The 25703-nt window shown below is 70.7% G+C and carries 22 protein-coding genes; 7 read left to right on the top strand and 15 right to left on the bottom strand.

Annotated features, from left to right (window positions below; all coding sequences use genetic code 11):
• Nucleotides 1–111: 111 nt before the first annotated feature.
• From OG494_RS28735 to OG494_RS28690, 10 genes are all read right to left on the bottom strand, one after another.
• Nucleotides 112–1836 carry a sodium/solute symporter gene (locus tag OG494_RS28735; RefSeq protein ID WP_328443926.1) on the bottom strand — a complete coding sequence of 575 codons (1725 nt, stop codon included), beginning with the start codon at nucleotides 1834–1836 and terminating at the stop codon, nucleotides 112–114.
• Nucleotides 1836–2183 carry a hypothetical protein gene (locus tag OG494_RS28730; RefSeq protein WP_328443924.1) on the bottom strand — a complete coding sequence of 116 codons (348 nt, stop codon included), beginning with the start codon at nucleotides 2181–2183 and terminating at the stop codon, nucleotides 1836–1838. Before OG494_RS28730 ends, OG494_RS28735 begins: the two co-directional genes overlap by 1 nt.
• Nucleotides 2180–2935 carry a LytR/AlgR family response regulator transcription factor gene (locus OG494_RS28725; protein WP_328443923.1) on the bottom strand — a complete coding sequence of 252 codons (756 nt, stop codon included), beginning with the start codon at nucleotides 2933–2935 and terminating at the stop codon, nucleotides 2180–2182. Before OG494_RS28725 ends, OG494_RS28730 begins: the two co-directional genes overlap by 4 nt.
• Nucleotides 2932–3987, bottom strand: coding sequence for a sensor histidine kinase (locus OG494_RS28720; protein ID WP_328443921.1), 1056 nt, complete (start codon nucleotides 3985–3987; stop codon nucleotides 2932–2934). The genes OG494_RS28725 and OG494_RS28720 overlap by 4 nt, the downstream gene beginning before the upstream one ends.
• Nucleotides 3988–4026: 39 nt before the next feature.
• Nucleotides 4027–4668, bottom strand: coding sequence for a hypothetical protein (locus OG494_RS28715; protein WP_328443919.1), 642 nt, complete (start codon nucleotides 4666–4668; stop codon nucleotides 4027–4029).
• A 188-nt stretch (nucleotides 4669–4856) separates the two neighbouring features.
• Nucleotides 4857–5855, bottom strand: coding sequence for an ABC transporter substrate-binding protein (locus tag OG494_RS28710; RefSeq protein ID WP_328443917.1), 999 nt, complete (start codon nucleotides 5853–5855; stop codon nucleotides 4857–4859).
• A 36-nt stretch (nucleotides 5856–5891) separates the two neighbouring features.
• Nucleotides 5892–6935, bottom strand: a complete 1044-nt coding sequence (locus OG494_RS28705) for an ABC transporter permease (protein WP_328443916.1) — start codon at nucleotides 6933–6935, stop codon at nucleotides 5892–5894.
• The gene (locus OG494_RS28700; RefSeq protein ID WP_328443915.1) at nucleotides 6932–7696 is read right to left on the bottom strand and encodes an ATP-binding cassette domain-containing protein; all 765 of its coding nucleotides are present in this window, start codon (nucleotides 7694–7696) and stop codon (nucleotides 6932–6934) included. Before OG494_RS28700 ends, OG494_RS28705 begins: the two co-directional genes overlap by 4 nt.
• Nucleotides 7693–8730 carry a class I mannose-6-phosphate isomerase gene (locus OG494_RS28695; protein ID WP_328443914.1) on the bottom strand — a complete coding sequence of 346 codons (1038 nt, stop codon included), beginning with the start codon at nucleotides 8728–8730 and terminating at the stop codon, nucleotides 7693–7695. The genes OG494_RS28700 and OG494_RS28695 overlap by 4 nt, the downstream gene beginning before the upstream one ends.
• On the bottom strand, nucleotides 8727–9710 hold the full coding sequence (locus OG494_RS28690; protein WP_323337544.1) for a LacI family DNA-binding transcriptional regulator: 984 nt from the start codon (nucleotides 9708–9710) through the stop codon (nucleotides 8727–8729). The genes OG494_RS28695 and OG494_RS28690 overlap by 4 nt, the downstream gene beginning before the upstream one ends.
• Nucleotides 9711–10021: 311 nt before the next feature.
• On the opposite strand from OG494_RS28690, the gene OG494_RS28685 reads away from it, so the two are divergent.
• From OG494_RS28685 to OG494_RS28675, 3 genes are all read left to right on the top strand, one after another.
• Nucleotides 10022–13246, top strand: a complete 3225-nt coding sequence (locus tag OG494_RS28685) for a GH92 family glycosyl hydrolase (RefSeq protein WP_328459051.1) — start codon at nucleotides 10022–10024, stop codon at nucleotides 13244–13246.
• A gap of 91 nt (nucleotides 13247–13337) precedes the next feature.
• A complete protein-coding gene (locus tag OG494_RS28680) occupies nucleotides 13338–15725 on the top strand; it encodes a GH92 family glycosyl hydrolase (RefSeq protein ID WP_328443913.1) in 2388 nt (795 codons plus the stop codon).
• Nucleotides 15726–15952: 227 nt separating this feature from the next.
• Complete coding sequence (locus OG494_RS28675; protein WP_247061728.1) at nucleotides 15953–16318, top strand: DUF3817 domain-containing protein; 366 nt, start codon at nucleotides 15953–15955, stop codon at nucleotides 16316–16318.
• A 59-nt stretch (nucleotides 16319–16377) separates the two neighbouring features.
• Here OG494_RS28675 and OG494_RS28670 read toward each other — a convergent pair whose 3' ends face one another.
• Nucleotides 16378–16878, bottom strand: coding sequence for a MarR family winged helix-turn-helix transcriptional regulator (locus OG494_RS28670; protein WP_328443912.1), 501 nt, complete (start codon nucleotides 16876–16878; stop codon nucleotides 16378–16380).
• A 78-nt stretch (nucleotides 16879–16956) separates the two neighbouring features.
• On the opposite strand from OG494_RS28670, the gene OG494_RS28665 reads away from it, so the two are divergent.
• Nucleotides 16957–17262, top strand: a complete 306-nt coding sequence (locus OG494_RS28665) for a thiamine-binding protein (RefSeq protein ID WP_328443911.1) — start codon at nucleotides 16957–16959, stop codon at nucleotides 17260–17262.
• A 43-nt stretch (nucleotides 17263–17305) separates the two neighbouring features.
• Here OG494_RS28665 and OG494_RS28660 read toward each other — a convergent pair whose 3' ends face one another.
• Nucleotides 17306–17713, bottom strand: a complete 408-nt coding sequence (locus OG494_RS28660) for a hypothetical protein (RefSeq protein ID WP_328443909.1) — start codon at nucleotides 17711–17713, stop codon at nucleotides 17306–17308.
• 91 nt (nucleotides 17714–17804) lie between these two features.
• Between OG494_RS28660 and OG494_RS28655 the strand changes: the two genes are divergently transcribed.
• Nucleotides 17805–18785 (top strand): tetratricopeptide repeat protein, encoded by a 981-nt coding sequence (locus OG494_RS28655; RefSeq protein WP_326955499.1) that lies wholly within the window; start codon nucleotides 17805–17807, stop codon nucleotides 18783–18785.
• A 589-nt stretch (nucleotides 18786–19374) separates the two neighbouring features.
• Here OG494_RS28655 and OG494_RS28650 read toward each other — a convergent pair.
• On the bottom strand, nucleotides 19375–20799 hold the full coding sequence (locus tag OG494_RS28650; RefSeq protein ID WP_328443901.1) for a neutral zinc metallopeptidase: 1425 nt from the start codon (nucleotides 20797–20799) through the stop codon (nucleotides 19375–19377).
• Between the two features lie 133 nt (nucleotides 20800–20932).
• On the opposite strand from OG494_RS28650, the gene glgP reads away from it, so the two are divergent.
• Together glgP and OG494_RS28640 are read left to right on the top strand one after the other, a co-directional pair.
• Nucleotides 20933–23461, top strand: coding sequence for an alpha-glucan family phosphorylase (gene glgP / locus OG494_RS28645; RefSeq protein ID WP_328443899.1), 2529 nt, complete (start codon nucleotides 20933–20935; stop codon nucleotides 23459–23461).
• Between the two features lie 164 nt (nucleotides 23462–23625).
• On the top strand, nucleotides 23626–24612 hold the full coding sequence (locus tag OG494_RS28640; protein WP_328443897.1) for an LLM class F420-dependent oxidoreductase: 987 nt from the start codon (nucleotides 23626–23628) through the stop codon (nucleotides 24610–24612).
• A 7-nt stretch (nucleotides 24613–24619) separates the two neighbouring features.
• Here the strand turns inward: OG494_RS28640 and OG494_RS28635 are convergent, their stop codons facing one another.
• Both OG494_RS28635 and OG494_RS28630 read right to left on the bottom strand, forming a co-directional pair.
• Nucleotides 24620–25015, bottom strand: coding sequence for a rhodanese-like domain-containing protein (locus OG494_RS28635; RefSeq protein WP_328443895.1), 396 nt, complete (start codon nucleotides 25013–25015; stop codon nucleotides 24620–24622).
• Nucleotides 25012–25557 carry a cysteine dioxygenase gene (locus OG494_RS28630; RefSeq protein ID WP_328443893.1) on the bottom strand — a complete coding sequence of 182 codons (546 nt, stop codon included), beginning with the start codon at nucleotides 25555–25557 and terminating at the stop codon, nucleotides 25012–25014. The genes OG494_RS28635 and OG494_RS28630 overlap by 4 nt, the downstream gene beginning before the upstream one ends.
• Between the last annotated feature and the right edge of the window lie 146 nt (nucleotides 25558–25703).

The following is a 25703-nucleotide window of genomic DNA, read 5'->3' as shown; positions in this document are numbered from 1 at the left end:
TGCGGATTCGAATGGGGTCCAGGGGCTTGCCCCTGGCTAGGGGGTCTGGGGCTTGGCCCCAGAAAAAGTGGTCCGCGTCACCGTAGGGAGGAGTAAGGCCCGCGTGAAGAATCAGCGGCTCAACAGCCTCGCGAGACGACGAACGGTTGACGAACGGTCGCGCGGCCTGGCCGAACGGGGTTCGTCCAGGTGCAGGCGGAGCATCGCGGACGTCGCCCAGAGCGGAGGCCGGCCGCGCAGGGAGACCAACGCCATTACGCCGAACGCCAGCGGTACCGACCAGGGTGCCGGTTGCTGCACCAAGATCGCCACCCAGCCGTGCAGTGCCGGGCCGGCGAGGGCGAACAGGATCGAGCCGGACGACGCGACGAGCCCGGTCAGGACACCGGCGATGCCGCCGGCCGCGGTCAGCCGCGGCCACCAGATGCCGAGCACGAGCAGCGGGCAGAACGTCGACGCGGCGACGGTGAAGCCCCACGTGACGAGCACCCCGGCGTCCAGTTCGGCTGAGCGCAGGGCCAGCAGCACCATCACCCCGGCGACGCCGAACACGGCGAACCGCAGCCGGCGCAGCCCACCGGGCACCAGGTCGTGGGCGAGCGCCCCGGACATCACCAGCAGCAGCCCGAGCGACGTCGCCAGGAACGCGGCGAACGCGCCCGCGGTCAGCAGCGCCGTGAACAGCCCGCCGGCCCAGCCACTGTCCACTTGGTACGGCAGGGCGACGACGACCGTGTCGGTCGCGCCGGAGAGGTAGAGCCCGGGGACGAGGACGCGGCCGAGGACGCCGTAGATGCCGGGGAAGAGGTAGAAGATCCCCAGCAGGGCCACGGTGATCGCGGCGGTGCGGCGCGCGGCGCGGCCGTCCGGGCTGGTGTGGAAGCGCATGAGCACGTGCGGCAGGCCCATCGTGCCGAGCATCGTCGCGATGAGCACGGACCACGTGCCCAGCAGCGGGTAACCCTGGTCGCCGAGGTCGAGCAGCGGGCGCCGCCAGTCCGGGCCGCCGAGCGGGGCGCCACCGCGGACCGCGGGCACGGCCGTGCCTTCCCCGAACACGAAGACGTCCTGGCTGTGCGCGGTGAATTCGCCTGGCGGCAGGGTTTCCGCGAGGCCGTTGCGCCGGACGGCGGTCGGTTCGCGGATCACCATCGTGACGTCGACCTCGAACTTCACCGGCGTCTCGCGGGTGAAGTGGGTGAACTCGACGGGGTTCAGCGCGTCGGCCCGGTTGACCGCGCCCGCCTGCAGCACCAGCCAGATCGCCGGGATCAGGAACAGCAGCAGCTTCAGCACGAACTGGAACGCCTGAACGTACGTCGCCGCGCGCATCCCGCCCAGCGCCAGGGTGACGCTGACCGCGGCGCCGGCCAGCACGACGCCGACCCAGTACGGCGTGCCGCCGACCGCCGTCAGCACCAGTCCCGCGGTGCGGAACTGCGGGACGACGTAGATGGTGCCGATCACCAGCACCACGACGGCGGCGAGGCGGCGCAGGGCGGGGGAGTTGAGCCGGGCTTCGGCGAAGTCGGGCACCGTCAGCGCGCCCGAGCGCCGCATCGGCGCGGCGACCAGCACGAGCATCGCGATGTAGCCGGCGGTGAAGCCGACCGGGTACCAGAGCGCGCCGATGCCGTCCTTGACGACGAGCCCGGCGACGCCGAGGAACGACGCCGCCGACAGGTACTCACCCGACACCGCGGCCGAGTTGACCAGCGGCGAGATCCGCCGGGACGCCACCAGGAAGTCCGACGTCGTGCGCATCGCGGCGACGCCGCGGACGCCGATCAGCAGCGTCATGAGCACGACCGGCGCGACGGCGAGCGCGACGCCCACTACTCGTCCTCGATGCGCTCGGCGCGGCGCAGCTGCCAGCGCGCCAGCAGCGCCATCGACGGGTACGGCAGGACCGCGATCATCAGCCAGGACACCGGGATTCCCAGCAGGCGTAACGAATCGAGGCCGGGGAAGAGCGCGAACACCCCCGGCAGGCCCAGCAGCAGCGCGAACATCAGCACCAGCGCGGGGAGGCCGTGACGGCGTTGCGCGCGGTACAGCGCGGTGGCGCGCTGGGTCTCCGCCGGCGGCAGCCGCGGGACCCGCCAGCGGCCGCGTGAGCGACGGCGGGCGTGGGCGAGGCGCGTCTGCGGGCTGGTCACGGCGACCCGCCGGATCCTGCTCATCGCGCGCCCGGCCCGAGCCGGCCGCGTTGGGCGGCTTCGAGCAACCGGTCCCGCAGGTCACGCGCGTGGCGCCGGCTGACCGGGACGTCGCCCGCCTCGGTGTGCGCGAGCAGCCCGCCGGCGGAGTCGCTGCGCAGCTCCAGCACCGCGCCGACGGCGAGCAGGAAGCCGCGGTGCACCCGGCTGAACCCGGTGCCCTCCCAGTACTCCTCGAGCCGTGAGATCGGCATCCGCACCAGGTGCACACCGCCACGGGTATGCAGCCGGACGTAGTCGCCGTGCGCCTCGACGAACAGGACGTCGTCCCGGCGGACGTAGCGGGTGCGGCCGCCGGACTCGACCGGGAGCGCGGCCATCGCGTCCGGCGTCGGCCGGCCCGCGGGCGTCGCCATCCGGCCGACCTTCGCCAGCGCGGCTGACAGGCGTTCGGCCCGGACCGGTTTGAGCAGGTAGTCGACCGCGCCGATGCCGTACGCCGTGACAGCGTGGCCGTCGTGCGCCGTGACGAACACGATCACCGGCGGCTCGCTCAGCTTCGTCAGCAGCGACGCCAGTTCGAGCCCGTCGAGGCCGGGCATCGAGATGTCGAGGAACACCGCGTCGAACCTGTCCGCCTGAAGCAGCTTCAACGCCTTCAGCGCGTCACCCGCGCCGACGACTTCGCCGACTTCGGGCGCTTCGCGCAGCATCCGGCACAGTTCGTCCAACGCGGGCGGCAGGTCGTCGACGGCGAGCACGCGCAGGCCCGTCACGGCAGCACTCCCGGCTGGAACAGCGGCACCCGCACGATCACCCGGGTGCCCGCCCCGACCTCGGTCTCCACGGTCAGGCCGTACCAGGCGCCGTAGACGTCCCGCAGCCGTCTGTCCACATTGGCCAGTCCCAGACCCGCGGCGTCGTCGTCGCCGACCTGCCCGGCGAGCAGGTCCGCGGCCCGCTTCGGGTCCATGCCGACGCCGTCGTCCTCGACGACGATCACGCAGTCGTTCCCTTCCGCCTGGCCGTGCACCTGGACCAGCCCGGCCTCCGGGCGCGGCTCGATGCCGTGCCGGATCGCGTTCTCCACCAACGGTTCCAGTACCAGATACGGCACCGCGACGGCGAGGATCTCCGGCGCGACCCGCACCTGGACGCGTAGCCGTTCGCCGAGCACCGCCCGCTGCAGCGCCAGGTACGTCTCGATCGCGCGGAACTCCTCGGCGACGACGGTGTACTCGCCGTGCCGGGCCAGGCTGTAGCGCGTGTAGTCGGCGAAGTCGAGCATCAGGTCCCGCGCGCGGTCGGGGTCCGAGCGCACCAGCGACGCGATGACGGTGAGCGCGTTGTAGACGAAGTGCGGCGACATCTCGGCCCGCAGCGCGCGCAGTTCGGCCTGGGCGGCCTGTTCGGCGGACGCCTCGAGCCGGCCGCGTTCCAGCGCCCGGATGACCAGGTCCGCGGCTTGGCCGGCGACGGAGTCCCGGACGTCGCCGACGACCAGCAGCGCCCCGGCCAGCTCGTCGTGGGCGTGCAGCGGCAGCACGAGGACGTCGTCGGCGGAGGCCGGTTCCTCGCTGTGCAGCACGCCGTCCAGCACCGTCGCGACGACGTCGTCCGGCCCGGGACGGCCCGACCAGTGCAGTACCCCGGACAGGTCGGTGAGGCCGACGCCGGGGAAGCCGAACAGCCGCCGCAGGCCGTGCGCGGCGCGGCGGGCGCGGGTGCCGGACAGGCCGTCACGCAGGTCGTCGGTGATCCGGCGGGCCGCGGCGAGCACCGGCAGCGGGTCGGCGCGGGACGCCGCCCCCAGGCGCAGCGCGGTCATCGGGCCTCCCCTCGGCGACGGTGTCCAGGGCAGTAGATCCTACGGTGCCACGGTCCCGCCAGGTCCGGCCGTGGCCAGCAGCTCCGCGTCGGCCGGGAAGGGCCGGTCGGGCAGTGAGATCCAGCCGGTGGTCCGGGTCTCCTTCACCGCCACCGACACCGGCCGGAACGTCGTCGGGTCGAGACCGTCGCTGTGCCGGACGACCTCGTCGAAGAACCACGCCGAGGTGATCAGGGCCAGCACACCGCGCGACGACTTGAGCGCCTCCTTGAGCGGCGGCGCCTCCAGCAGCCGGAACGAGTGGTTGATCGACGGCGCGGTGACGCCGTGGTCGTCGTAGGCGATTTCGCCCGCGTGCAGCGCCATCCGGAGCCGGATCCGCGCCCCGGCGTCGTGGGTCAGGTTGTGCCGGTGCAGCGCCACGGCGAGCGCGTTCGGCAGGAACTCGACGAACGGCCCCTTGGGGATCTCCGGCGGGACCAGGACGAACACCCCGTCGCCGCAGTCCTCGTTCCGGCAGTCCGCCCAGGGGACGCCCGCGTCGTCGAACGCCCGGCGCAGGGCACTGTAAAGCCCTTCGCGCAGCGCCAGCCGGTGGGGCGTGGTCCGGCGCGGATCGCCGTACCCCTCCACGTCCACTGCGAAGATCGTCCGGTGCACTGCCGGCCTCTCGTACCCCATCGCACCCTCCCCGGCGGCTCGTGCATGTGCCGATGCATGTGCAGTCAGTGTGACGTAAGACGCCCGTCCGGGGGAATGACCCATGCGGTGAGTGGTTCCCCTGCCACGGTGACCGGCAGTGAGGAAAGCCCAGTTCAGAGGCCCCGTGAGAGGCGCGCACACCTCTCACGGGGCCTCTGACGGACGGGTCAGCAGCTCTGCTTGTAGAAGTACTGAGAGTTGGCCGCCATGTCGTCCTTGGTGATCGAGTGCAGCTGCGCGGTCAGGTTCCGGGTCACCGGCTTGCCCTCGAGAGCCGCGACCGCCTGGTCGACACCCTGGGTGCCGATCGACGCCGGGTCCTGCGCGATCAGGGCCTGGTACTGGCCGTTCTTGAGGCCTTCGACCTCGGACGGGCTGGCGTCGAAGCCGATCAGGTTGACCGCGCCGACCTTGCCGGAGTTGCGCAGGCCGGTCGCCGCGCCCTCACCGGTGTTGAGGTTGGTCGCGAAGACGCCGATGAGGTCCGGGGTGGCGGCCAGCGCCGCGGTCACCTTGGACGCGGCCTGGTCGGGCTCGTTCTGGGTGAACTGGACGCCGACCGACTTCAGGTTCGGCGTGTTCTTCAGCTCCTCCTCGAAGCCCTTGACGCGGGCGGCCGTCGTCGACGTGCCGGCGATGGTGTCGAGCACCAGGACCGAGCCGCTCTTGCCGGCGGCCAGCTTGGCCATGGTCTGCGCGGCGAGCTTGCCGCCCGCGGCGTTGTCCGACGAGACGGACGACTCCGCCACGCCGGTGTCCTTGAGCGAGGTGTCGACCTCGACGATCTTCGTGCCGCGCGCCTTGACCTGCTGGATCGGCGCGAGCATCGCCGTGTCGTCGGTGGGCGCGATGAGCAGCGCGGCCGGCGGGTTCGTGCCGAGCGCGTTGACGAGCTGGGTCTGCAGCGGCGCGTCGAACTTCTGGGGCGCCTGCGTGGTCAGCTCGTAGCCGAGCTTCTTCGCCTCGGCCTGCGCGCCGCACTGCAGTGAGATGTAGAATGGCTCGGCCTGCACACCCGGGATCAGGGCGAGCTTCTTGGCGTTGGCCGAGTTGGCCTGGCTGCTGCCGCCGCCGGTGTCGCCCACCGTGCCGGAACCGCACGCGGTGAGCAGCGCGGCGGCGGACGCCAGCGCACCGGCCGCGACGAGCGTCTTGGTCAAGTTCATCGGAAGCACCTCTTTGTACTCGGGGAACTCGGGGAGTCAGCGGGAGTTGCGCTGGCGGCGGCGCCGCTGGTCGAACCAGACGGCCGCGATCAGCACGGCGCCGACCGCGATCATCTGCCAGAAGTCCGGGACGCCGGTGATGTTGAAACCCTTCTTCAGCACCGCCGGGATGAACACGCCGATCACGGTGCCGAGCACCGAGCCGACACCGCCGAAGAGGCTCGTCCCGCCCATCACCGTCGCCGCGATGGCGTTGAGGTTGTCGCTGGTGTGCCCGGTGATGGTGGTCGAGTTGTAGTAGGCCAGCGACAGGAACCCGGCGAGCCCGGCCAGCACGCCGGTCAGCGTGTAGACCTTCATCAGGTGGGCGGTGACGCCGATGCCCGCGCGTCGCGCGCCTTCGGCGTTCGAGCCGATGGCGAAGGTGTAGCGGCCGAACTTCGTGGTGTGCAGCAGCCACGCGCCGATCAGCGTGATCACCACGGCGATCAGCACCAGGTTCGGGACGACGCCGAACGACGTGCCGTAGCCGAGCTGCTTGTTGAGCACGACCGGGACCGTGCGCACGTCGCTGCCGTTGTTGATCAGCAGGGACGCGCCGAGCGCCGCGCCCATCGTGCCGAGCGTGACGATCAGCGGCGGGATGCCCGCGACCGCGATGAGGAAGCCGTTGACCAGGCCCCACACCGTGCCGGCCAGGATGGCGACGACCAGTCCGACGATGATCACGCCCCAGCCCGCGCCGCCGGCGTCACCCCCGGACATGGCTTCCATCGTCTTGCCGCCGACCATGCCGGCGAAGATGAGCACCGAGCCCACCGACAGGTCGATGCCCGAGGTGATGATCACGAACGTCATGCCGACCGAGAGCACCAGCAGCACGGCCGTTTCGATGAGCAGCAGCTGGAAGTTGTAGACCGTCGGGAACGCGTCCGGCGCGAGCACGCTGAACACCACGATCAGCGCCACCAGCACCAGCGCGATCCAGAACGTGTTGGCGCCGATCAGGCGTTTCCCCAGGGGGCGCTTGCCGAAGCCTTCCTCCACAGTGGACTGGATTTCCGGGGCCGGGGCGCTCACGCCGCCTCCTCCTGCACAAGGGCGCCGGTCATCGCGGCGACGAGGTCTTCCAGCTTCGTGTCGGGTCCGGTGAACCGGGCCACGCGCTTGCCGAGCCGGAGCACCTCGACGCGGTCGGCGACCGACAGCACCTCGGGCATGTTGTGGCTGATCAGCACGACGGCGATGCCCTTGTCGCGCACCTTCTTGATGACGTCGAGCACGCGCTCGCGCTGCACGACGCCGAGCGCGGCGGTCGGTTCGTCCATGAACACGACCTTGGACGCCCACACGACCGAGCGTGCCACGGCGACGCTCTGCCGCTGCCCGCCCGACAGCGAGCCGATCGGGACGTCGGTGCTCTGCAGCGTCACGCCGAGCCGCTGGAACTCCTCGATCGCCCGGCGGCGCATCTCGGCCTTGTCCAGCATCCCGAGCTTGCCGAGGATCCCCTTGCGGTGGATTTCCCGGCCCAGGAACAGGTTCGCGGCCGGATCGAGCTCCGGCGCGACGGCCAGATCCTGGTAGACGGTCTCGATGCCCAGGCGCCGGGCCGTCGTCGGGGAGTCGAAGTGCACTTCCGCGCCGTCCAGGAGGATCTTCCCCGACGTCGGCTGCTCCGCGCCGGAGAGGCACTTGACGAGCGTCGACTTGCCGGCGCCGTTGTCGCCGATCAGCGCTGTGACCTCACCCGCGCGGGCCTGGAACGACGCTCCGCGCAGCGCTTCGACTGACCCGTAGTGCTTCGTCAGGTCGATCGCGTCCAACAGGATTTCGCTCATCCGGTCCGCCCTTCGAGGGCCGGCGGGCGGCAGCGGATCACCGTCGCGGTGCCGGAAAGTTCGGTCTGGCCCGCGTCGAACGGCACGACGAACGTGTCGCCCTTGGCCAGTGCGTGTTCGCCACCGTGCTCGGTGCGCAGGGTGCCTTCGCCGTCGAGGACGACCAGCACCGCGAACGACGGGTCGAGTGACAACGTTGTCACTTCGGTCGTGCGAAGCTGCTCGGCTTGGAAGAACCGCTCCGAGCCGGCGGCGAGCAGATCCACCGTGGCCGCGGTGTCGCCCGCGGTCCGCTTGATGATGGTTTCGAGGCGTCCGGCGTCCCAGCCGGACGTGTCCAGCGCCTCGATCGCGGTGTCGAAACCGAGCCCGAGGTGGCCCTTTTCCGGCGACGCGAGGAAGTCACGCCACTCGATGGTCAGCGAGAAGTCCGTCGGCTGCTGCAGCTCGACGACGAAGACACCCTCGCCGATCGCGTGCGGCAGGCCGGAGGGGATGTAGACGGTGTCGCCCGCGGTCACCGGGACGCTGTTCAACGCGCCCAGCATCGACGGCACGTCCTGCTCCCGCGTCCACTCGGACACCGTCGCCTTGGAGAGCGTCTCCTTGAAGCCGGGGTAGACGCGCGGGTCGTCGCCGTAGGTGCCGACCACGATCCACGCCTCGGTCTTGCCGAAGTGCGAGTCGAAGTGCTGCTTCGCGAACGCGTCGTCCGGGTGGAAGTGGACGGGCAGCCGCTGGCCCGCGTCGAGGAGCTTGACCAGCAGGCCGGTCGACGTCCCGAGCGCCTCGACGTGCTTGGCGCCGAGCCATCCCGGGGCGTCGGCCTCGACGGCGTCGCGCAGCCAGGCGCCGTCCGGGAGCCGGGTCAGGCCGTTGGTCTCCTGGCCGAACATGGTGCTGACCGAGGCGACCCAGTCCTCCGGGCCGAACTTCTTGTCGGATGAGGCGCCGCGCAACGCCGCGATGGCGTCGCCCCCGCGGTAGAACTGCGGCGGCTGGTTGGCCGGAAGCCGGATCGGTTCGAGGGTCACGGGGCGACCTCACCGGAACCACGGGCGACGAGATGCACGGGCAGGACTACCTTTCTCGGCGGGGACTGGTCTCCTTGGACACGGGCGAAGAGCAGCTCGGCCGCGGCGTGGCCCAGCGCGCTCACGTCGTGCGCGATCACGGTGACCGGCGGGTCCAGCAGGTCCGCCAGCTCGAAGTCGTCGAAGCCGACCATCGCCGGGCGGTACTCCGCGTGGGCCAGGGCCCGCAGCAGGTGCACGGCGACCCGGTTGTTGCCGGCGATCACGGCGGTGGCGGCGTCGGGCCCGTGCAGCAGGCGCTTCACGGCGTCGCCGATGAACTCCTGCGTCGGGGTGTGCATGGAGACCAGGGACTCGTCGTAGGAGATGCCGTTGCGCACGCAGCCTTCGCGGAACCCGCGCAGGCGTTCGGCCGCGGTGAAGATGTCCGGGCTGTCGCCGAGGAACGCGATCCGCCGGTGACCGTGTTTCGCCAGGTGGGTGACGGCTTCGATGGTGCCGCCGAGGTTGTCGACGAGCACCGTGTCGGCGACGATGTCGCCCGCCGGGCGGTCGATGAACACCACAGGCGTGCCCGCGCGCATCTCCGGCACCAGGTAGCCGTGCTGCAGACCGGCCGGGACGACGAGGATGCCGTCCACCCGCCGCGCGCAGAACTCCAGCACGAGCTCGCGCTCGCGGTCGGAGTTCTCCTCGGACGAGCCGGTGAGCACCTGCCGGCCGAACGACGTCGCGATGCGTTCCACCGCGCGGTTCAGCTCGGAGTAGAAGGGGTTGCCGACGTCCTCGACGATCAGCCCGATGGTCCCGGTGGTCGACCCGCGGCGCAGGTTCCGCGCGCCGAGGTTGCGCCGGAAGCCCAGCTGCTCGATGGCCGCCATGACCCGCTCGGCGGTGTCCGGGTGCACCGCCGGTTCGTCGTTGACCACGCGCGAGACGGTCTTGATGGACACGCCCGCCAGCCTGGCCACATCGCTCATCGTGGCCCGGCGGCTCGCGGTGCGCGTGCTGCCGTCCCGGTCCCGGCCGGGTGGAGACAACGTTGTCATAGTGCACGGGATTGAACGCCAAGGTCCCGGTGCTTGTCAACGCCTTGGGCGCGGATTGTGCCGATTCGACTACGGAAGTTGTAGGTCAGACGGCTGATCAGCTTGTCCGGAAGTGGACAGGTGTTGACAGCACCCTTGACTGTCTCGTGAGCCGCTGCCCAAGGTGGCCCGGTTCGACCGAGCGCGCGACAAGGTTGTCATTCACCCTCTGGTCGCGCTGATGTGGTGGAGAGGCGATGGCGATGGCGCGAGCGCGCTGGAGAGCCGGTTCGATCTTGTTAGCCCTGGCGGTGACGGCTGCGGTGGCTCCCGCGATGCCCGCCGCGGCGGCCCCCGCGACCGATTTCGCGAAGTGGGTCAACCCCTTCGTCGGCACCCGCCCCGGCGGCGAGGACCACGGCACCGGCGGTGGCGCCGGCAACACGTTCCCGGGCGCGGTCGCGCCGTTCGGCATGGTCCAGTGGAGCCCGGACACCGTGAAGTCCCAGCCCGGCGGGTACTTCTACGACGACAACGCGCTCAACGGCTTCAGCCTGACGCACCTGTCGGGTGCGGGCTGTTCGACCTATCAGGACATTCCGTTCATTCCGTACGTTGGTGAGGTGTCGTCGTCCCCGGCGACCGATCCCGGGCACTACACGTCGAAGTTCTCGCACGCCAACGAACACGCGACGGCCGGCGCCTACGACGTCACCCTCGACAGCGGCGCCAAGGTCGAGCTGAGCGCGACCCAGCGCACCGGCTCCGCGCGGCTGACCTACCCGGCCGGCGCGTCCTCGACGCTGCTGGTCAACACCTCCGGCTCGGTCAACGGCACCGACGACGCGTCGATCACCATCGGCAAGGACACCATCAGCGGCTGGGCCACCAGCGGCCGCTTCTGCGGCGCGCAGAACAGCTACCGGGTCTACTTCTCGGCCAAGTTTGACACGCCGTTCGAGTCGATCGGCACCTGGAAGAACGGCGCCGTGACGCCGGGCAAGTCCGCCGAAACCGGTGGCGCCAAGGCGAAGGTCGCGCAGCCCAACGGCGTCAACGCCTCGATCGCGCGCCCGGCCAAGGCCAAGCAGCAGGACACCACCGTGTCCGGCCCGGGCAGCGGCGGGTACGTCACCTTCGCGAACCTCAACGGCGCGCAGGTGAACGTCCAGGTCGGACTGTCCTTTGTGTCCGTCGACGGCGCGAAGGCCAACCTCAAGGCCGAGAACACCAAGAAGTCGTTCGACACCGTGGCCGCGGCCGCGCGCAAGGCGTGGAACGACCAGCTCGGCAAGATCGCCGTCTCCGGTGGCTCGGACGCCGATATGACGACGTTCTACACCTCGCTGTACCACTCGCTGATCCAGCCGAACGTCTTCTCCGATGTGGACGGTCAGTACCCGGGCTTCGACGGGCGGATCCACAAGTCCGACAAGGGCCACGCGATGTACACGAACTTCTCCGGCTGGGACATCTACCGCTCGGAGGTCCCGCTCCTGGCGACGATCGACCCGAAGGAGACCTCGGACATCGTCCGGTCGATGATGGCCTACGCCGAGCAGGGCGGGTCGTGGGACCGCTGGACGGTGGCCAACGACTACACCGGCGTGATGAACGGCGACCCGTACCACATCATCGTCTCCAGCGCGTACGCGTTCGGCGCGCGCGACTTCGACGCCCAGAAGGCGTTGCTGCTCATGATCAAGGGCGCCACCCAGCCGACGCAGGGTTACACCGAGCGGCCGGGCCTGGAGGACTACCAGAAGCTCGGCTACGTGCCGGGCGCCGGCGCGGACACGCTCGAGTACACCAGCGCCGACTTCTCCATCGCCGAGTTCGCCAAGCGGCTCGGGGACAACGCGACATATACGACGTTCATGAAGCGCGCGCAGAACTGGCAGAACCTCTACAACCCGGGCACCGGTCACCTGCAGCCGCGCAACGCGGACGGCTCGTTCGCCGGCACCTACGACCCCGCCAGCTCGCAGGGCTGGGTCGAGGGCAACGGCGCGCAGTACGAGTGGATGGTGCCCTACGACCTCGGCGGCGTCGTGACGGCGTTCGGCGGTCCCGCGGCGACGCAGTCCCGGCTGGACACCTTCTTCACGAAGCTGAACGCGGGCACGCAGGAGCCGTACGCCTTCATGGGCAACGAGCCGAACTCCAACGCGCCGTACGTCTACTCCTACGCGGGCGCTCCGGCCAAGACCCAGTCGATCGTGCACCGCTCGATGGACGAGCTGTACAACCCGAATCCCGAAGGGCTGATCGGCAACGACGACCTCGGCCAGATGTCGGCCTGGTACGTCTGGTCCGCGCTGGGCATCTACCCGGAGATCCCGGGCCGCGCCGAGACGCTGCTCGTCACCCCGCGCTTCGAGCACACCGTGCTCACCACCGGCGCGGGCAAGAAGATCACGATCAACGCGCCGGGCACCGGTGACTACGTGGGCAGCCTGAAGGTCAACGGCGGCGCGGCCGCGAAGGCGTGGCTGCCGGAGTCGCTGATCTCCAGCGGCGGCACGCTCGACTACACCCGCTCCGCCACGGCTACCTCGTGGGGCAGCGCCGCGGCCGACGCGCCGCCGTCGTTCCGCGAGCAGGAGAAGCCGAGCCTGTCCTTTGTGGACCCGGCCCGCGCGGTGACGCCCGCCGGGTCGACGTCGCAGGCTTCGGTGGGCGTCCAGGACCTCTCCGGGACCGCCCGGACCTGGACCTACACCGCGGGCAGCGTCGACGGGATCACGCTGACGCCGGCGTCGGGCAGCATCGCCGTCCCGGCCGGTGGCAAGGCGCACGCCGACCTGACGGTTTCGGTGCCGGCGGGGCTGGCCGACGGTGCCCGCCGCATCCCGGTGACGTTCTCGGCGCCGGGTGTGGCTTCGACGCAAGCGGTGCTCACGGTGCTGGTCGCGCAGCCGAACAGCTGGCTGGCCACCGTGAACAACGCGGGCATCTCGCCGGACTCCGACTCGTCGGCGGCCAACTTCGACGGCGGCGGCTGGAGCTACTCGGCCGACGCGCTGGCCGCGGCCGGCGCCACCCCGGGCGGCACGGTGACCAGTGACGGCATCAAGTTCACCTGGCCGTCGTTCCCGGCCGGCGACCCCGACAACGCGGTCGCGAACGGCCAGACGGTCAATGTCACCGGCACGGGCACCCGGCTCGCGCTGCTCGGCGCCGGCTCGAACGGCAACGCGCAGGGCACGCTGACCATCACCTACACCGACGGCAGCAAGTCGACCGCCACGATCGGGACGTCCGACTGGACGCTCGGGGGCGGCGGCGCGCAGCCGTCGTTCGGCAACCGGATCGTGCTGTCGACGCCGTACCGCAACGCCGCGGGCAGCGACCCGCAGCAGATCCGCACGATGATCTTCGGCACGGCGCCGATCACCCTCGACGCGGGCAAGACGGTGGCCAGCGTGACGCTGCCGTCCAACGTCAGCGGCGGCGTGCTGCACGTCTTCGCCATCGCCATCGGTTAGCAGTTGTTGTTGTCCGTGAAGGCCTCCTTACCGGCTCTTATGGCCGGTAAGGAGGCCTTCACGGCTTTCGTCGTTTCAGGGAGGAAGCTCGATGAGGAGCAAGGTCTTGGCGGGCGCGTTGACGCTCGCCGTCGTGGCGACGGGGGTGAGTCCGGTGGTCGCGGAAGCGGCCGGCGGGGACGCGCTCGACGCCGTCAACACGTTCATCGGCACGCAGGACGAGGGCAACACGTTCCCCGGCGCGTCGGCGCCGTTCGGGATGACGCAGGTCAGCCCCATCACCTCGCACTACGCCGGCTACCGCTACACCGACACCGCGATCCGCGGTTTCGGGCACTTCTTCCTGTCCGGCGCGGGTTGCTGGGAACAGGGCGGCCTGGTCTCGACGCTGCCGACGACCGGTGAGATCGGGCCCGGCAAGGCGTTCGACACGACCAAGCCCGCGACCTTCGACCAGACGAAGTACGCGGCGCCGTTCACCCACGACGGCGAGGTCGGCAAGCCCGGCTACTACAAGGTCCACCTGACCGGCTACGGCGGCGTCGACGTCGAGACGACGGCGGCGACCCGGGCCGGCGCCGAGCGGTACACCTTCACGAAACCCGGTGACAACAACGTCTTCGTCAACGTCGGGCAGGCCAACGACAAGGAACCGGTGACCGGCAGCAGCATCCGCGTCGTCGACGACCGGACCGTCGAAGGCACCGTGGAGTCGCAGGCGTTCTGCGGCGGCAAGTCCTACACGACGTACTTCACGACGAAGTTCGACAAGCCGTTCAAGGCGTCCGGCACGTGGTCGCCGGCCGGCGGCACTCCGGGCAGCAAGGAGTCGAGCGGTGGCGCGGGCCTGCGCGGCGCGTGGCTGACGTTCGGCGGCTCGAGCCAGGTCACCGCGACCACCGCGATCTCCCAGGTCGACGCGCAGGGCGCGCGGGGCAACCTGGCCGCCGAGCACATCCGGTCGTTCGACGCGGCGAAGGCCGACGCCCAGCGCACCTGGCGGCGGGAACTGTCCAGTGTGGACATCAAGGGCGGCACGACCGACGACCGGACCGTGTTCTACACCTCGCTCTACCACACGCTGCTGCAGCCCCTGACCGCCAACGACGCCGACGGCCGCTACTACGGCTTCGACAAGAAGGTCCACCGCGCGGTCGGCTGGACGTACTACGACTTCTTCTCGCTGTGGGACACCTACCGCACGCAGAACCAGCTCCTGGCGCTGCTGCGGCCGGACCGCGCGAAGGACATCGCCAAGAGCATCCTGGCCATCCACGACCAGGGCGGCTGGCTGCCGCGGTGGGCGTACGCCAGCCAGGAGACGAACACGATGACCGGTGACCCGGTCACGCCGTTCCTGGTGGACCTCTGGCGGTTCGGCGCGCTGTCGGGCAACGAGATGCGTGCCTACCAGGCGTTGCTGCAGAACTCGACGCGAATCCCGCCCGCGTCGTCGCCGTTCCAGGGCCGCTCGGGCAACGCGAGCTACCAGCAGGACGGGTTCGTCCAGTACGACCCGGACTTCCCGAAGAAGTGGCAGGACACCGACCCGAACCACGGCGCGTCGGCCACCCTCGAGTACGCGCTCGGCGACTGCTCCCTGTCGGTCATGGCGGCGGCGCTCGGCAAGAAGTCCGACGCGGCGGCGCTGTCGGAGCAGGCCCGGACCTACCGGACGCTCTGGGACGCGTCGCAGACCGACCGCGGCTTCACCGGCTTCTTCCGGCCGAAGGTCGCGGGCGGTGACTGGTTCACCCCCGCCACCGGGCCGTACAGCCCGCAGAGCCAGGACGGCTTCCACGAGGGCACGGCCTGGCAGTACCAGTGGCTGGTCCAGCAGGACGTCCCCGGCCTGGTCCAGCGGATGGGCGGCCCGGCGGCCACCGGCAAGCGCCTGGACGACTTCTTCGCCTACGACGAGCTGGTGAAGGACCCGGCGGCGGCCGTCCGCGAGAACTGGGTGGTCGGCCCGTACGACTACTACGACCAGTTCCGCTACAACCCGAACAACGAGCCCGACCTGCACTCGCCGTGGATGTACGCGCTCACCGGGCAGCCGGCGAAGACGTCCGGGGTCGTGCGGGCCGCGCACACGCTGTTCACGAACGCGCCCAACGGCGTCACCGGCAACGACGACCTCGGCACGATGTCGGCCTGGTACGTCTTCAGCGCGCTCGGGCTCTACCCGGCCGTCCCAGGGACTGGGAACTTCGTGCTCAACGCGCCGCGGTTCGAGCGGTCCGCGCTGCACCTGGAGAACGGGCGCGACGTCACCATCAAGGCGCGCGGCGCCGACGGCTCGAAGCTGCAGTACATCTCGGGCCTCGAGGTCGGCTCGAAGCGCAGTGACAAGGTTTACGTCGGTTTCGAGCAGCTGAAGAGTGGCACGACGCTGGACTTCGGTCTCACCACGGATGCCGCGAAGGCGACGTGGGGCACTTCGCCGTCCGCAGCACCGATTTCCCCGTGTTCTGACTAGATAGCGCCGCTCACGAACGTGGTCCGGACCACAATGGACCGGTGCCCGGGCCACGTTCGTGAGCAGGGTCACGGGCCCCGGTGTTCCGGTGAGCGCCGTCACGCCTCACACTGGGTACCAGCACGTCCGACAACGCCGTTGACGTCCGAGGCAGTCCGCTTTGGATGGTGTGTCGGGCGGCTTTTCTGTGTCAGGAACAAAGTGGTGAGACCCCACAGGAGGAAGAAGTGTCCAGCAAGGCCGCTCTAGTGTTCCGCGTGGCCGCAGTCGCCGAAGCCCTTTCCTGGGCCGCGCTGCTTGTCGGGATGTTCCTCAAGTACGTCGTGCACTCCTCCGGTGAGGGCGGCGTGCCCGTCATCGGCATGGTGCACGGCGTGATCTTCGTCCTGTACGTGGTCGTCTCCCTGTCCGTGGCGAAGCCGCTCGGCTGGCGCCCGAAGACGCTGGTCCTCGCGCTGCTCGCGAGCATCCCGCCGCTGTTCACCTGGCTGTTCGAGAAGTGGGCGCTGCGCAACGGCAAGCTCGACGGCCCGCAGCGGCTGACCCACGGCGGTGTCGGCCTGTTCCAGGTGCGGGAGCCCGTCGCCGCCTGATTCCCAGTACGTGAGAAAGGCCCGCGTCGTCGACGCGGGCCTTTCTCGTATCCGAACGGCTACTCGGTGAAGTCCCCGGTCGCGCGGCGGACCTTCGTCAGCAGGTCGGTGAGCTGCTCCGTCTGGCGTTCGGTCAGCCCGTTGAGCCCGAAGTCGATCTCGGTGACCGCCGCGGTCGCCGTCTCGCGGCGCTTGCGGCCCTCGTCGGTGATCTCCACCAGCGTCGTGCGGCGGTCGGTCGGGTGCGGGACGCGCTTCACGAGCCCGTCGCGCTCCAGCCGGTCGACTATGTTGGTGACACTGGTGGGGTGCAGCTGGAGCCGCTCGCCCATCACCCGCATCGGCAGGCTGGCGCTGCGGGCGAAGGTGAGCAGCACCAGCGCTTCGTACCGGGCGAAGGTCAGGCCGTGCGGCTTGAGCGCGCCGTCCACCGCGGACTGGATGATCTGCTGGACCCGCATCACGCCGGTGACCGCGGCCATGGTGCCGGAGGGCCCGATCCGGGCCTCCCAAAGCTGTGCCGCGCGGGCGATCGGGTCGAACGGCAGCGGACGGTTCATGACACGCGAAGTTACCAGCGGGTACCGGCGCGTGTCGCCCGACCGGCGGAAAGAGCACCGAAGAAGGGACTTCCGAGCATGATCGTCGCGTTCAGTGTCAGCCCGTCCGGCGGGGAGCCGGACGGCGGAGTCAGCGAAGCCGTCGCCCGCGCGGTGAAGGTGGTCCGCGAGTCCGGGCTGCCCAACTCGACCAACGCCATGTTCACCAACGTCGAAGGCGAGTGGGACGAGGTGATGGACGTCGTCAAGCGCGCGGTCGAGGCCGCGGGGACGGGCTCGGCGCGCGTCGGGCTCGTCCTGAAGGCCGACATCCGGCCCGGCTTCGAAGGCCAGCTCGAGGCCAAGGTGGACCGGATCGAAGCCCACCTCCGCGACGGCTCGTGAGTGTTCAGGGCGGTTCTAACCGCCCTAAACACTCACGACGGGCTTACGGGAGCGGCGGGGTGAAGGCGACCGTCCAGCGGCCTTCGTCGGTCGTCACCGTCAGCGGGTAGCTGAACGGCCGGCCGTCGGCGAGGACACCCTCGACCGTCGCGCGGGTCGGCTCGCGCTCGTCCGGGGTCAGGCCGACCGTGACGTTGTGGACGCCGTTGCCGGCCAGGACCGCGACGTAGTCCTTGGCGAAGTCGTCAGCGCCGGAGCCGGGGTAGTCGAGCAGGCCGGCGAGGGCGTCCGAATCGTGCGCGGCGAGCGCCGTGGCCAGGCGGTCGCGCAGCTCGACGGGGGAGGCCGCGCCCGGGTCCGGCTGGTGCACGATCAGCAACGTCACCGCGCCGATCCAGAGGACGGCGGCGGCGATCGAAAGCCCCACTTTGACGTCCCGCCGGATGTGCACGCGGCCGAGCCTGCCCCAGCCACGGCGTCCTGCCAAGCGGACGTGCCGGGCACCCGGTGAAACACTCCGGCGCGCGTGCCAGGATGGAACCGTGACACAACCACGCGGATCTGCAGCGAAGTCAGCGGCCCTGTCCGCCGCCCTTTCCGGCGCGGTCGACCTGTCCGCGCTCAAGGCCCGTGCCGAAACGGCGCGCCGGCCGCCGGCCCCGCCCGCGAGCGGCCCCGGCCCGGAGGGTGACGCACCCCCGCCCGCCCCGTCGTCCGGGGCCGTGATCGATGTCACCGAGGCGACGTTCCAGACCGACGTCGTGGAGCGGTCCCTGCACCAGCTGGTGATCGTCGACCTGTGGGCCGAGTGGTGCGGCCCGTGCAAGCAGCTGTCCCCGGTGCTGGAGCGGCTGGCCGGCGAGTCCGGCGGCGCCTGGATCGTCGCGAAGGTCGACGTCGACGCCAACCCGCGGATCGCGCAGCTGTTCGGCGCGCAGTCGATCCCGACGATCGTCGCCATCGGCGGCGGCCAGCCGGTGGACGCGTTCTCCGGCGCGCTGCCCGAGCCCGAGATCCGCAAGTGGATCAACGCGCTGCTCGACGCCCTGCGCGACAAGCTGCCGGCGATCCGCGAGGCGGAGGCCAACGGCGGCGGCCCGGTCGAGGAGCCGGAGGACCCGCGCTTCACCGAGGCGGAGGAGGCCTTCGAGCGGGGCGACTTCGCCGCCGCGCAGGCTGCCTACGAGCGCATCCTCGACGTCGAACCGGCCAACGAGCTGGCGAAGAACGCCCTGGCCCAGGTCAAGTTCACGGCGCGAGCGGAGGCCGCGGACCCGGACGCCCGCACGAAGGCCGACGCCGACCCGGCCGACCTGGACGCCCAGCTCGCGGCGGCCGACCTGGACATCGCGGAGAACGACGTCGAGGCGAGCTTCAAGCGCCTGATCGACGTGGTCCGCCGCACCGCGGGCGACGACCGCAACAAGGCCCGCGAGCACCTGGTGGCCCTGTTCGACCTCTTCGACCCGGCCGACGACCGCGTCATGAAGGCACGCCGCGACCTGGCTTCCGCTCTCTTCTGAGCCGATGCCGTGAGGGGCACCCTCCTGGCTCTTATGTCCCTGAGGGTGCCCCTCACGGCGTTCGGCTGGAGCGTCACGCGAAAGGCCCCCACCTCGCGGTGGGGGCCTTTCGTGCGCGTGGTGGCCGTCGCGTAGGTGCGCGTGAGTGGTCTGTTCGTGCGGGTGGGGCGCGAGTGGACCGTTCGTGCCCTCGCGCGACGAGCGCGAAAGGACCGTTCGTACCGCAACGAGCGCGAGCGGCCCGTTCGTGTCGAAACCCGACTGGCCTGGACACGAAAGCCCACCTCGCCGTGGGGAGTCTTTCGTACGCGGTGGCCGGGCGCGAGGCGGCCGTCGCGTAGGTGCGCGCGAGTGGTCCGGTCCGTTCGGGCAGGTGCGTGAGAGATCTGTTCGTTCCGGTTGAGGGGCGAGTGGACCGTTCGTGCCGGTGGGGGCGCGAGTGGACCGTTCGTCCCCTCGCGTGACGAGCGCGAAAGGACCGTTCACTCCGAAACGAGCGCGAGTGGCCCGTTCGCGCCGGAACCCCACTGGCCCCGAACACAAAAAGGCCCCCACCTCCCGGTGGGGGCCTTTCGCGCGTAGCCGGAGATCAGCCGTACTGCTTCGAGCAGACCGACGAGCCTTCGAGATACCCGCGACGCAGCGACTCGACCCGGTCGAAACCGCTGTCCGGGCGCTTGCCGTTGACGTCCGCCGAGACCAGGCTCTCCGGCTGCAGCAGGTCCGCGATCGCCTCGTCGAGGTCGCCCGCCGACAGGCGCAGGTCGCCCGGGCGGTTCGTGAACGCCGCCCACGCTCCCACCAGGCACGACGTGCGCAGGCCGGCGTTCGGGTTGTCGATCGACGCGCCGACGCCCTTCTGGATGCCCAGCGCGTACCGGGACGCGACCTCGGAGAACGCGGCGAAGTCGCCCATGCCGCCCGGGTCCTCGCCCTTCATCTCGGCCTCACGGTCGATCGGCTGGGCCAGTTCGGCCAGCTTCGCCAGGTCGATGCTCACCGTGTTGTCGTCCGGGCAGTAGGACGCCGGTGCCGTCGTCGAGCAGCTGCCGCCGTCGTTGATCTCCGGCGCCGCGACGCCCGCGCCCTTGAAGGCCTCGTCGAGGCTCTTCTTCAGCAGCTCGACGGCCTGGTCGTTGAACTTCGCGTCGCCCTTGCCCTTGTCGCCCTTGTCGAACGGGCGCTCGGTGAGCCGGGCCTTGACGTTGTCGGTGTTCATCGCCGCGCACTCCTTCGGGCCCTTCTCGAACCCGGCCTGGAACGCGAACGTGCGGTCGAACGCGGTGCCGTGCGCGCCGCGGTCGGCGGCGCTGGTGCCCGCCTGGTCGCGGATCAGGAACATCGACGCCATCACCTGGTTCAGGCCCTCGGACGTCGACACCTGGTAGTACTTGCTCTTGTTCTCGGCGACCCAGCGGAAGTAGCCGCCGGCGAAGCAGTCGGCCTGTTGCTCCTTCACCACGGTCGGGGTGCTCTTGGTGATCCCGGCCTTGTCGCCGAGGCGGTACTGGACGGCGTGGCCGAACTCGTGCGCGAGCACGACGACCACCGACATCGGGCCGAACCGCTTGCGCAGCATCGGCAGCAGCACGCCGCGGTCCCACGCCACCGAGTCGTCGGTCGGGCAGTAGAACGCGTTCACGAGCTTCTTGACGCTGCCGCAGCCGGTTTCCTCGGTGTCGGTGTTCGCGTCGTAGGACAGCAGTGACTTCACCGGCTCGAACTGCACGCCGAAGTCCGACGGCAGCATCTCGCCCCAGTACGTCTGGACGTCGTCGATCGCGGCGGTGGCGAGCTTGTCGTCCTCACCGCCGTCGGCGTTGCGGACGTCGAGGCTCGGTGTCGGCGCGTCGGACTTGAGGCCGCTTTCGAAGTGCGTCACCGGCAGCCCGGCGACCGAGCCGGCGCCGGTGTCCGCGACCGGCCCGGAGCCACCGCTCTTGCCGCTGCACCCGCTCACGGCGACCGCCGCGATCGCGAGCAAGGCGACCAGCCCGCGTCCCCCTCGGATCATCTTCACTCGTTCCACTCCCACCACGCCCGTACCCGACGAGCAGGACCATACCCAGGGCTAACAGGGCGTGTGCGCGTAATCCCCGAAGTACTCCCCGAGCAGCGCGCGGGGCGGCCCGATATCGTCGCTGTCCATGCGTGCAGTCCGCCGGTTCACCGTTCGCGCCAGCCTCCCGAAGTCCCTTTCCGGCCTCGGCGCGCTGGCCACCAACCTGCGCTGGACGTGGCACCCGCCGACGCGCGACCTCTTCGCGTCGATGGACGCCGAGCTGTTCAACGCCGTGCGCGACCCGCTGCGGATGCTCACCGCGCTGCCGCCGGCCCGCCTCGACGAGCTCGCGGTCGACGAAGACTTCCTCGAACGCGCCCGCGTCGCCGCCGCCGACCTGGAGAACTACCTGTCCGAGCCGCGCTGGTACCAGCAGCGTGACGACGCCGAGCTGCCGCCGGCGGTCGCCTACTTCTCGATGGAGTTCGGCGTCACCGAAGCCCTGCCGAACTACTCCGGCGGCCTCGGCGTGCTCGCCGGCGACCACCTCAAGGCCGCGTCCGACCTGGGCGTGCCGATGATCGGCGTCGGGCTGCTCTACCGCAACGGCTACTTCCGGCAGTCGCTCTCGCTCGACGGCTGGCAGGTCGAGCACTACCCGGTGATCGACCCGAACGCGTTCCCGCTCGAACTGCTGACCGTGGGTGGCCGGCCGGTGCTGATCGGCGTCGCGATGCCGGGCGGGCGCGAGCTGTGCGCGCAGATCTGGCGGGCCCGCGTCGGCCGGGTGCCGCTGCTGCTGCTCGACACGGACACCGAGGCCAACGACGACGACCTGCGCGGCGTCACCGACCGGCTCTACGGCGGCGACGCCGACCATCGGCTGCGGCAGGAGATCCTGGCCGGGATCGGCGGTTTCCGCGCCGTCCGCAAGTACTGCGAGATCACCGGCCACCCGCAGCCGATGGTGTTCCACACGAACGAAGGCCACGCCGGGTTCCTCGGGCTGGAGCGGGCCCGCGAGATCGTGCAGGCCGACGGCCTCGCGTTCGACGAGGCCATGCCCGCGGTCCGCGCCGGCACCCTGTTCACCACGCACACCCCGGTCAGCGCGGGCATCGACCGGTTCCCGGTGGACCTGGTGCAGCGCTACTTCAATGACGGGCGCCTGGTGCCCGACATCGACCCGCGGCGGGTGCTCGCCCTCGGCGCCGAGGACAACCCCGGGCTGTTCAACATGGCGCACATGGGCCTGCGGCTGGCGCAGCGCGCGAACGGCGTCTCCCAGCTGCACGGCCGCGTCACGCGCAAGATGTTCTCCCGGCTGTGGCCCGGCTTCGACCACGACGAGGTACCGATCTCGTCGGTGACCAACGGCGTCCACGGCCCGACGTGGGTGGCGCGCGAGCTGAGCACGCTGCTCGGCCGTGAGTGGGGCCTCGACTCCGGCGACAAGCCGCTGCGCGAGGGCGTTTCGGACGCCCAGCTGTGGGGGCTGCGGCGCGAGCTGCGCGAGAAGCTCGTCTTCGAGGTGCGACGCCGCGTGCGCGCGGCGTGGCTGCAGCGCGGCGCGTCGCCGCTGGAGCTGGGCTGGGTGGACTCGGTGTTCGACCCGGACGTGCTGACCGTCGGGTTCGCCCGCCGAGTCCCGACGTACAAGCGGCTCACCCTGATGCTGCGCGACTCCGAGCGGCTGCGGACACTGCTGCTCGACGAGCGCCGGCCGATCCAGGTCGTCGTCGCCGGGAAGTCGCACCCGGCCGACGAGAACGGCAAGCAGCTGATCCAGCAGATCGTCCGGTTCGTCGACGGCGCGGACGTCCGGCACCGGATCGTCTTCCTGCCGGACTACGACATGTCGATGGCGCGCTACCTCTACCGCGGCTGCGACGTCTGGCTGAACAACCCGGTGCGGCCGCTGGAGGCGTGCGGGACGTCGGGGATGAAGTCGGCGCTCAACGGCGGGCTCAACCTCTCCATCCGCGACGGCTGGTGGGACGAGTGCTACGACGGCAGCAACGGCTGGGCGATCCCGACCGCGGACGGCGTCGCCGACCCGCTGCGCCGCGACGACCTCGAGGCCGCGGCCCTGTACGACCTGCTCGGCCAGCAGATCGGCCCGCTGTTCTACAACCGCTCCGCCGACGGTGTGCCCACCGGCTGGCTGTCGATGGTGTGGCACACGCTGGAGACGCTCGGCCCGCGGGTGCAGGCGTCCCGGATGGTCCGCGAGTACGTCGACCACGGTTACCTCCCGGCGTCCCGCACGGTCGCCGCGGCCACCGGCGACGGCTACCGCGGGGCGTTGTCGCTGGCGGACTACCGCACCAAGATCGAGGTGTCCTGGCCGCGGGTGAAGATCTTCGACTCGGAGCTGCAGGTCGAGGCGACCGAGCCGCTGGTGGTGGGCACCGACGTGACGATCCGCGCGCGCATCGACCTGGCCGGCCTGGAACCGTCCGAAGTGGACATCCAGGCGGTGGTCGGCAAGGTCGGCGACGACGACGAGCTGCGCGACCCGGTCACGGTCCCGATGGAGGGCGACGGCATCGGCGCGTTCGCGGCGCGGCTGAAGCTGCCCCAGCCGGGCGCGATCGGTTACACGGTGCGAGTGCTGCCGAAGCACGGCCTGCTGGCGACGTCCGCGGAGCTGGCCCGGGTCATCCTGGCCTGAGGAAAGCCGTGAAGGCCCCCTTCCCGGCCGTAAGAGCCGGTAAGGAGTCCTTCACGGCTTTCTCGCCCGCACCGGGAAAGCCTGCCGCTGACCTGGAGCAACTCCAGCTGGGCAGCGCCGAAAACCACGCCGCGCCCGGGCGTGCCGCGGGTTAGGTTGGGGGTATGCGCTTCGGACTCTTCATCCCGCAGGGCTGGCGGATCGACCTCGCCGGCATCGAGCCCGCGGACCACTGGAAGACCATGCTCGGCCTCGCGAAACACGCGGAGGCCGGGCCCTTCGAATCGATCTGGGTCTACGACCACTTCCACACCGTGCCGGTGCCGACCGAGGAGGCCACGCACGAGGCCTGGTCGCTGATCTCGGCGTTCGCCGCCGCGACCGAGACCGTGCGGCTCGGGCAGATGTGCACCTGCATGGGCTACCGCAACCCCGCCTACCTGGCGAAGGTCGCCGCGACCGCCGACACCATCGCCGGCGGGCGCGTCGAGATGGGGATCGGGGCCGGCTGGTACGAGCACGAGTGGCGGGCCTACGGCTACGGCTTCCCGGGCGCCGGTGAGCGGCTCGGGCAGCTCGACGAAGGCGTTCAGATCATGCGGGACCTCTGGACCACCGGGAAGTCCACACTGGACGGCAAGCACTACCGGACCGACGGCGCGATCCTGCGTCCGTTGCCGCCGCAGGAGGGCGGGATCCCGCTGTGGATCGCCGGCGGCGGTGAGAAGAAGACGCTGAAGATCGCGGCCAAGTACGCGAAGTACACGAACTTCGGCGGCGACGCCGAGACGTTCACCCGGAAGTCGGAGATCCTCGCGCAGCACTGCAAGGACGTCGGGACCGACTTCGACGCGATCGTCCGCTCGGTCAACCACAATGTCGTGCTCGGGGAAACCGAAAAGGACGTCCAGGACAAGCTGGCCTGGCTCAAGTCCCACCTCGGCAAGTACGTCCCGGGAGACGCCGCGGAGCGCTGGTACGGCAACTTCGTGAACAGCCCGACCACCGGCACGCCCGAGCAGGTCACCGAGAAGCTCGCCGCGATGGGCGAGCTCGGCATGTCCTACGCGATCTTCAACTTCCCGGAAGCCGCGTACGACCGCGCCGGCATCGACCTGTTCGCCTCGCAGGTCGCGCCCGCGCTGAGCTGACGGAAACCTAGGGAACCGCCGGGCTTCCGCCGGTCTGCACGGGCAGGCCGGCGGATGCCCAGGCCCGGAAGCCGCCTTCGAGGTCCGTCGCGCGCGGCAGGCCCAGCCGTTGCAGGTCGGCCGCCGCGAGGCTCGACGAGTAGCCCTCGTTGCACAGCACGATCACCGTCGAGTCCGGCGTCACCGAAGGCAGCCGCCACTCGCTGTCCGGCGCGAGCCGCCACTCCAGGTGGATCCGCTCGACGATCACCGCGCCGGGGATCTCGCCCTCGGCCTCGCGGTTGGCGAGGGGCCGGATGTCGACGAGCAGCGCGCCCGCCTCCTGCAGCTCGTGGGCCCGGGCCGGCGTCGCCCGGTCCAGGCCGGATCGGGCGGCGGCCAGGACGGTGTCGATGGCGCTCATCGACCGACGATAGCGGGCAGCGGCGGGATTTCGGCCGGGACGTCCGCGAGCGTCGTGTACTCCCGGGTCGCCACCAGCGGCGGCGAATACGCGTGGACGCTCGCCGCAGGCCGGTCGCCGAGGCCGGTGACCTGGTGGGCGCGCCCGGCGCCGAAGCCGATGCCGTCGCCCGCGGTGTGCGTGCGGCGCCGGATCGGGCCGCCGGGATAGCGGTACTCCTCGCCCAGTTCGCCCTGCAGCACGGTGAACGAGCCGGACGCGCCGCCGTGGTCGTGCGGCTTCGTCCGCTGGCCCGGCAGCCACGACAGCAGCCACAGCTCGACGCCGTCGGTCAGCGCCAGCCGGGCCCACCAGCGGCGATCTTCGTCGAACCGCAGGATGTCCCGGACGCTCGCGGTCAGTTCGGTGGTCACGGTGGCGGTCAGGTCCGCCAGCTCACGCGGCGTCCACAGCAGCCGCGACGGGTGCAGCAGCTCGGGCAGCAGCGGGTCGGTCAGCTGCGGGTGGATCTCGACGGCGGGACGGGTGATGGACGTGGTCAACGGAGGCTCCTCGGACGCGACGGTGATCGGACGCGGGGGCTAGCGCGGCGCCGGGCGCACGTCGGGAAAAGGACGTGCGGGGGTCAGCGGAGCCGCGCCGGGGTACACCCGGCCGAAGCGACGAGAAGCAGGTCGATCGCGCGACG

The sequence above is a fragment of the Amycolatopsis sp. NBC_00438 genome (assembly GCF_036026695.1).
In the GTDB taxonomy this organism is placed as follows: Bacteria; Actinomycetota; Actinomycetes; order Mycobacteriales; family Pseudonocardiaceae; genus Amycolatopsis.
This window is presented reverse-complemented; position numbering and strand designations above follow the sequence as displayed.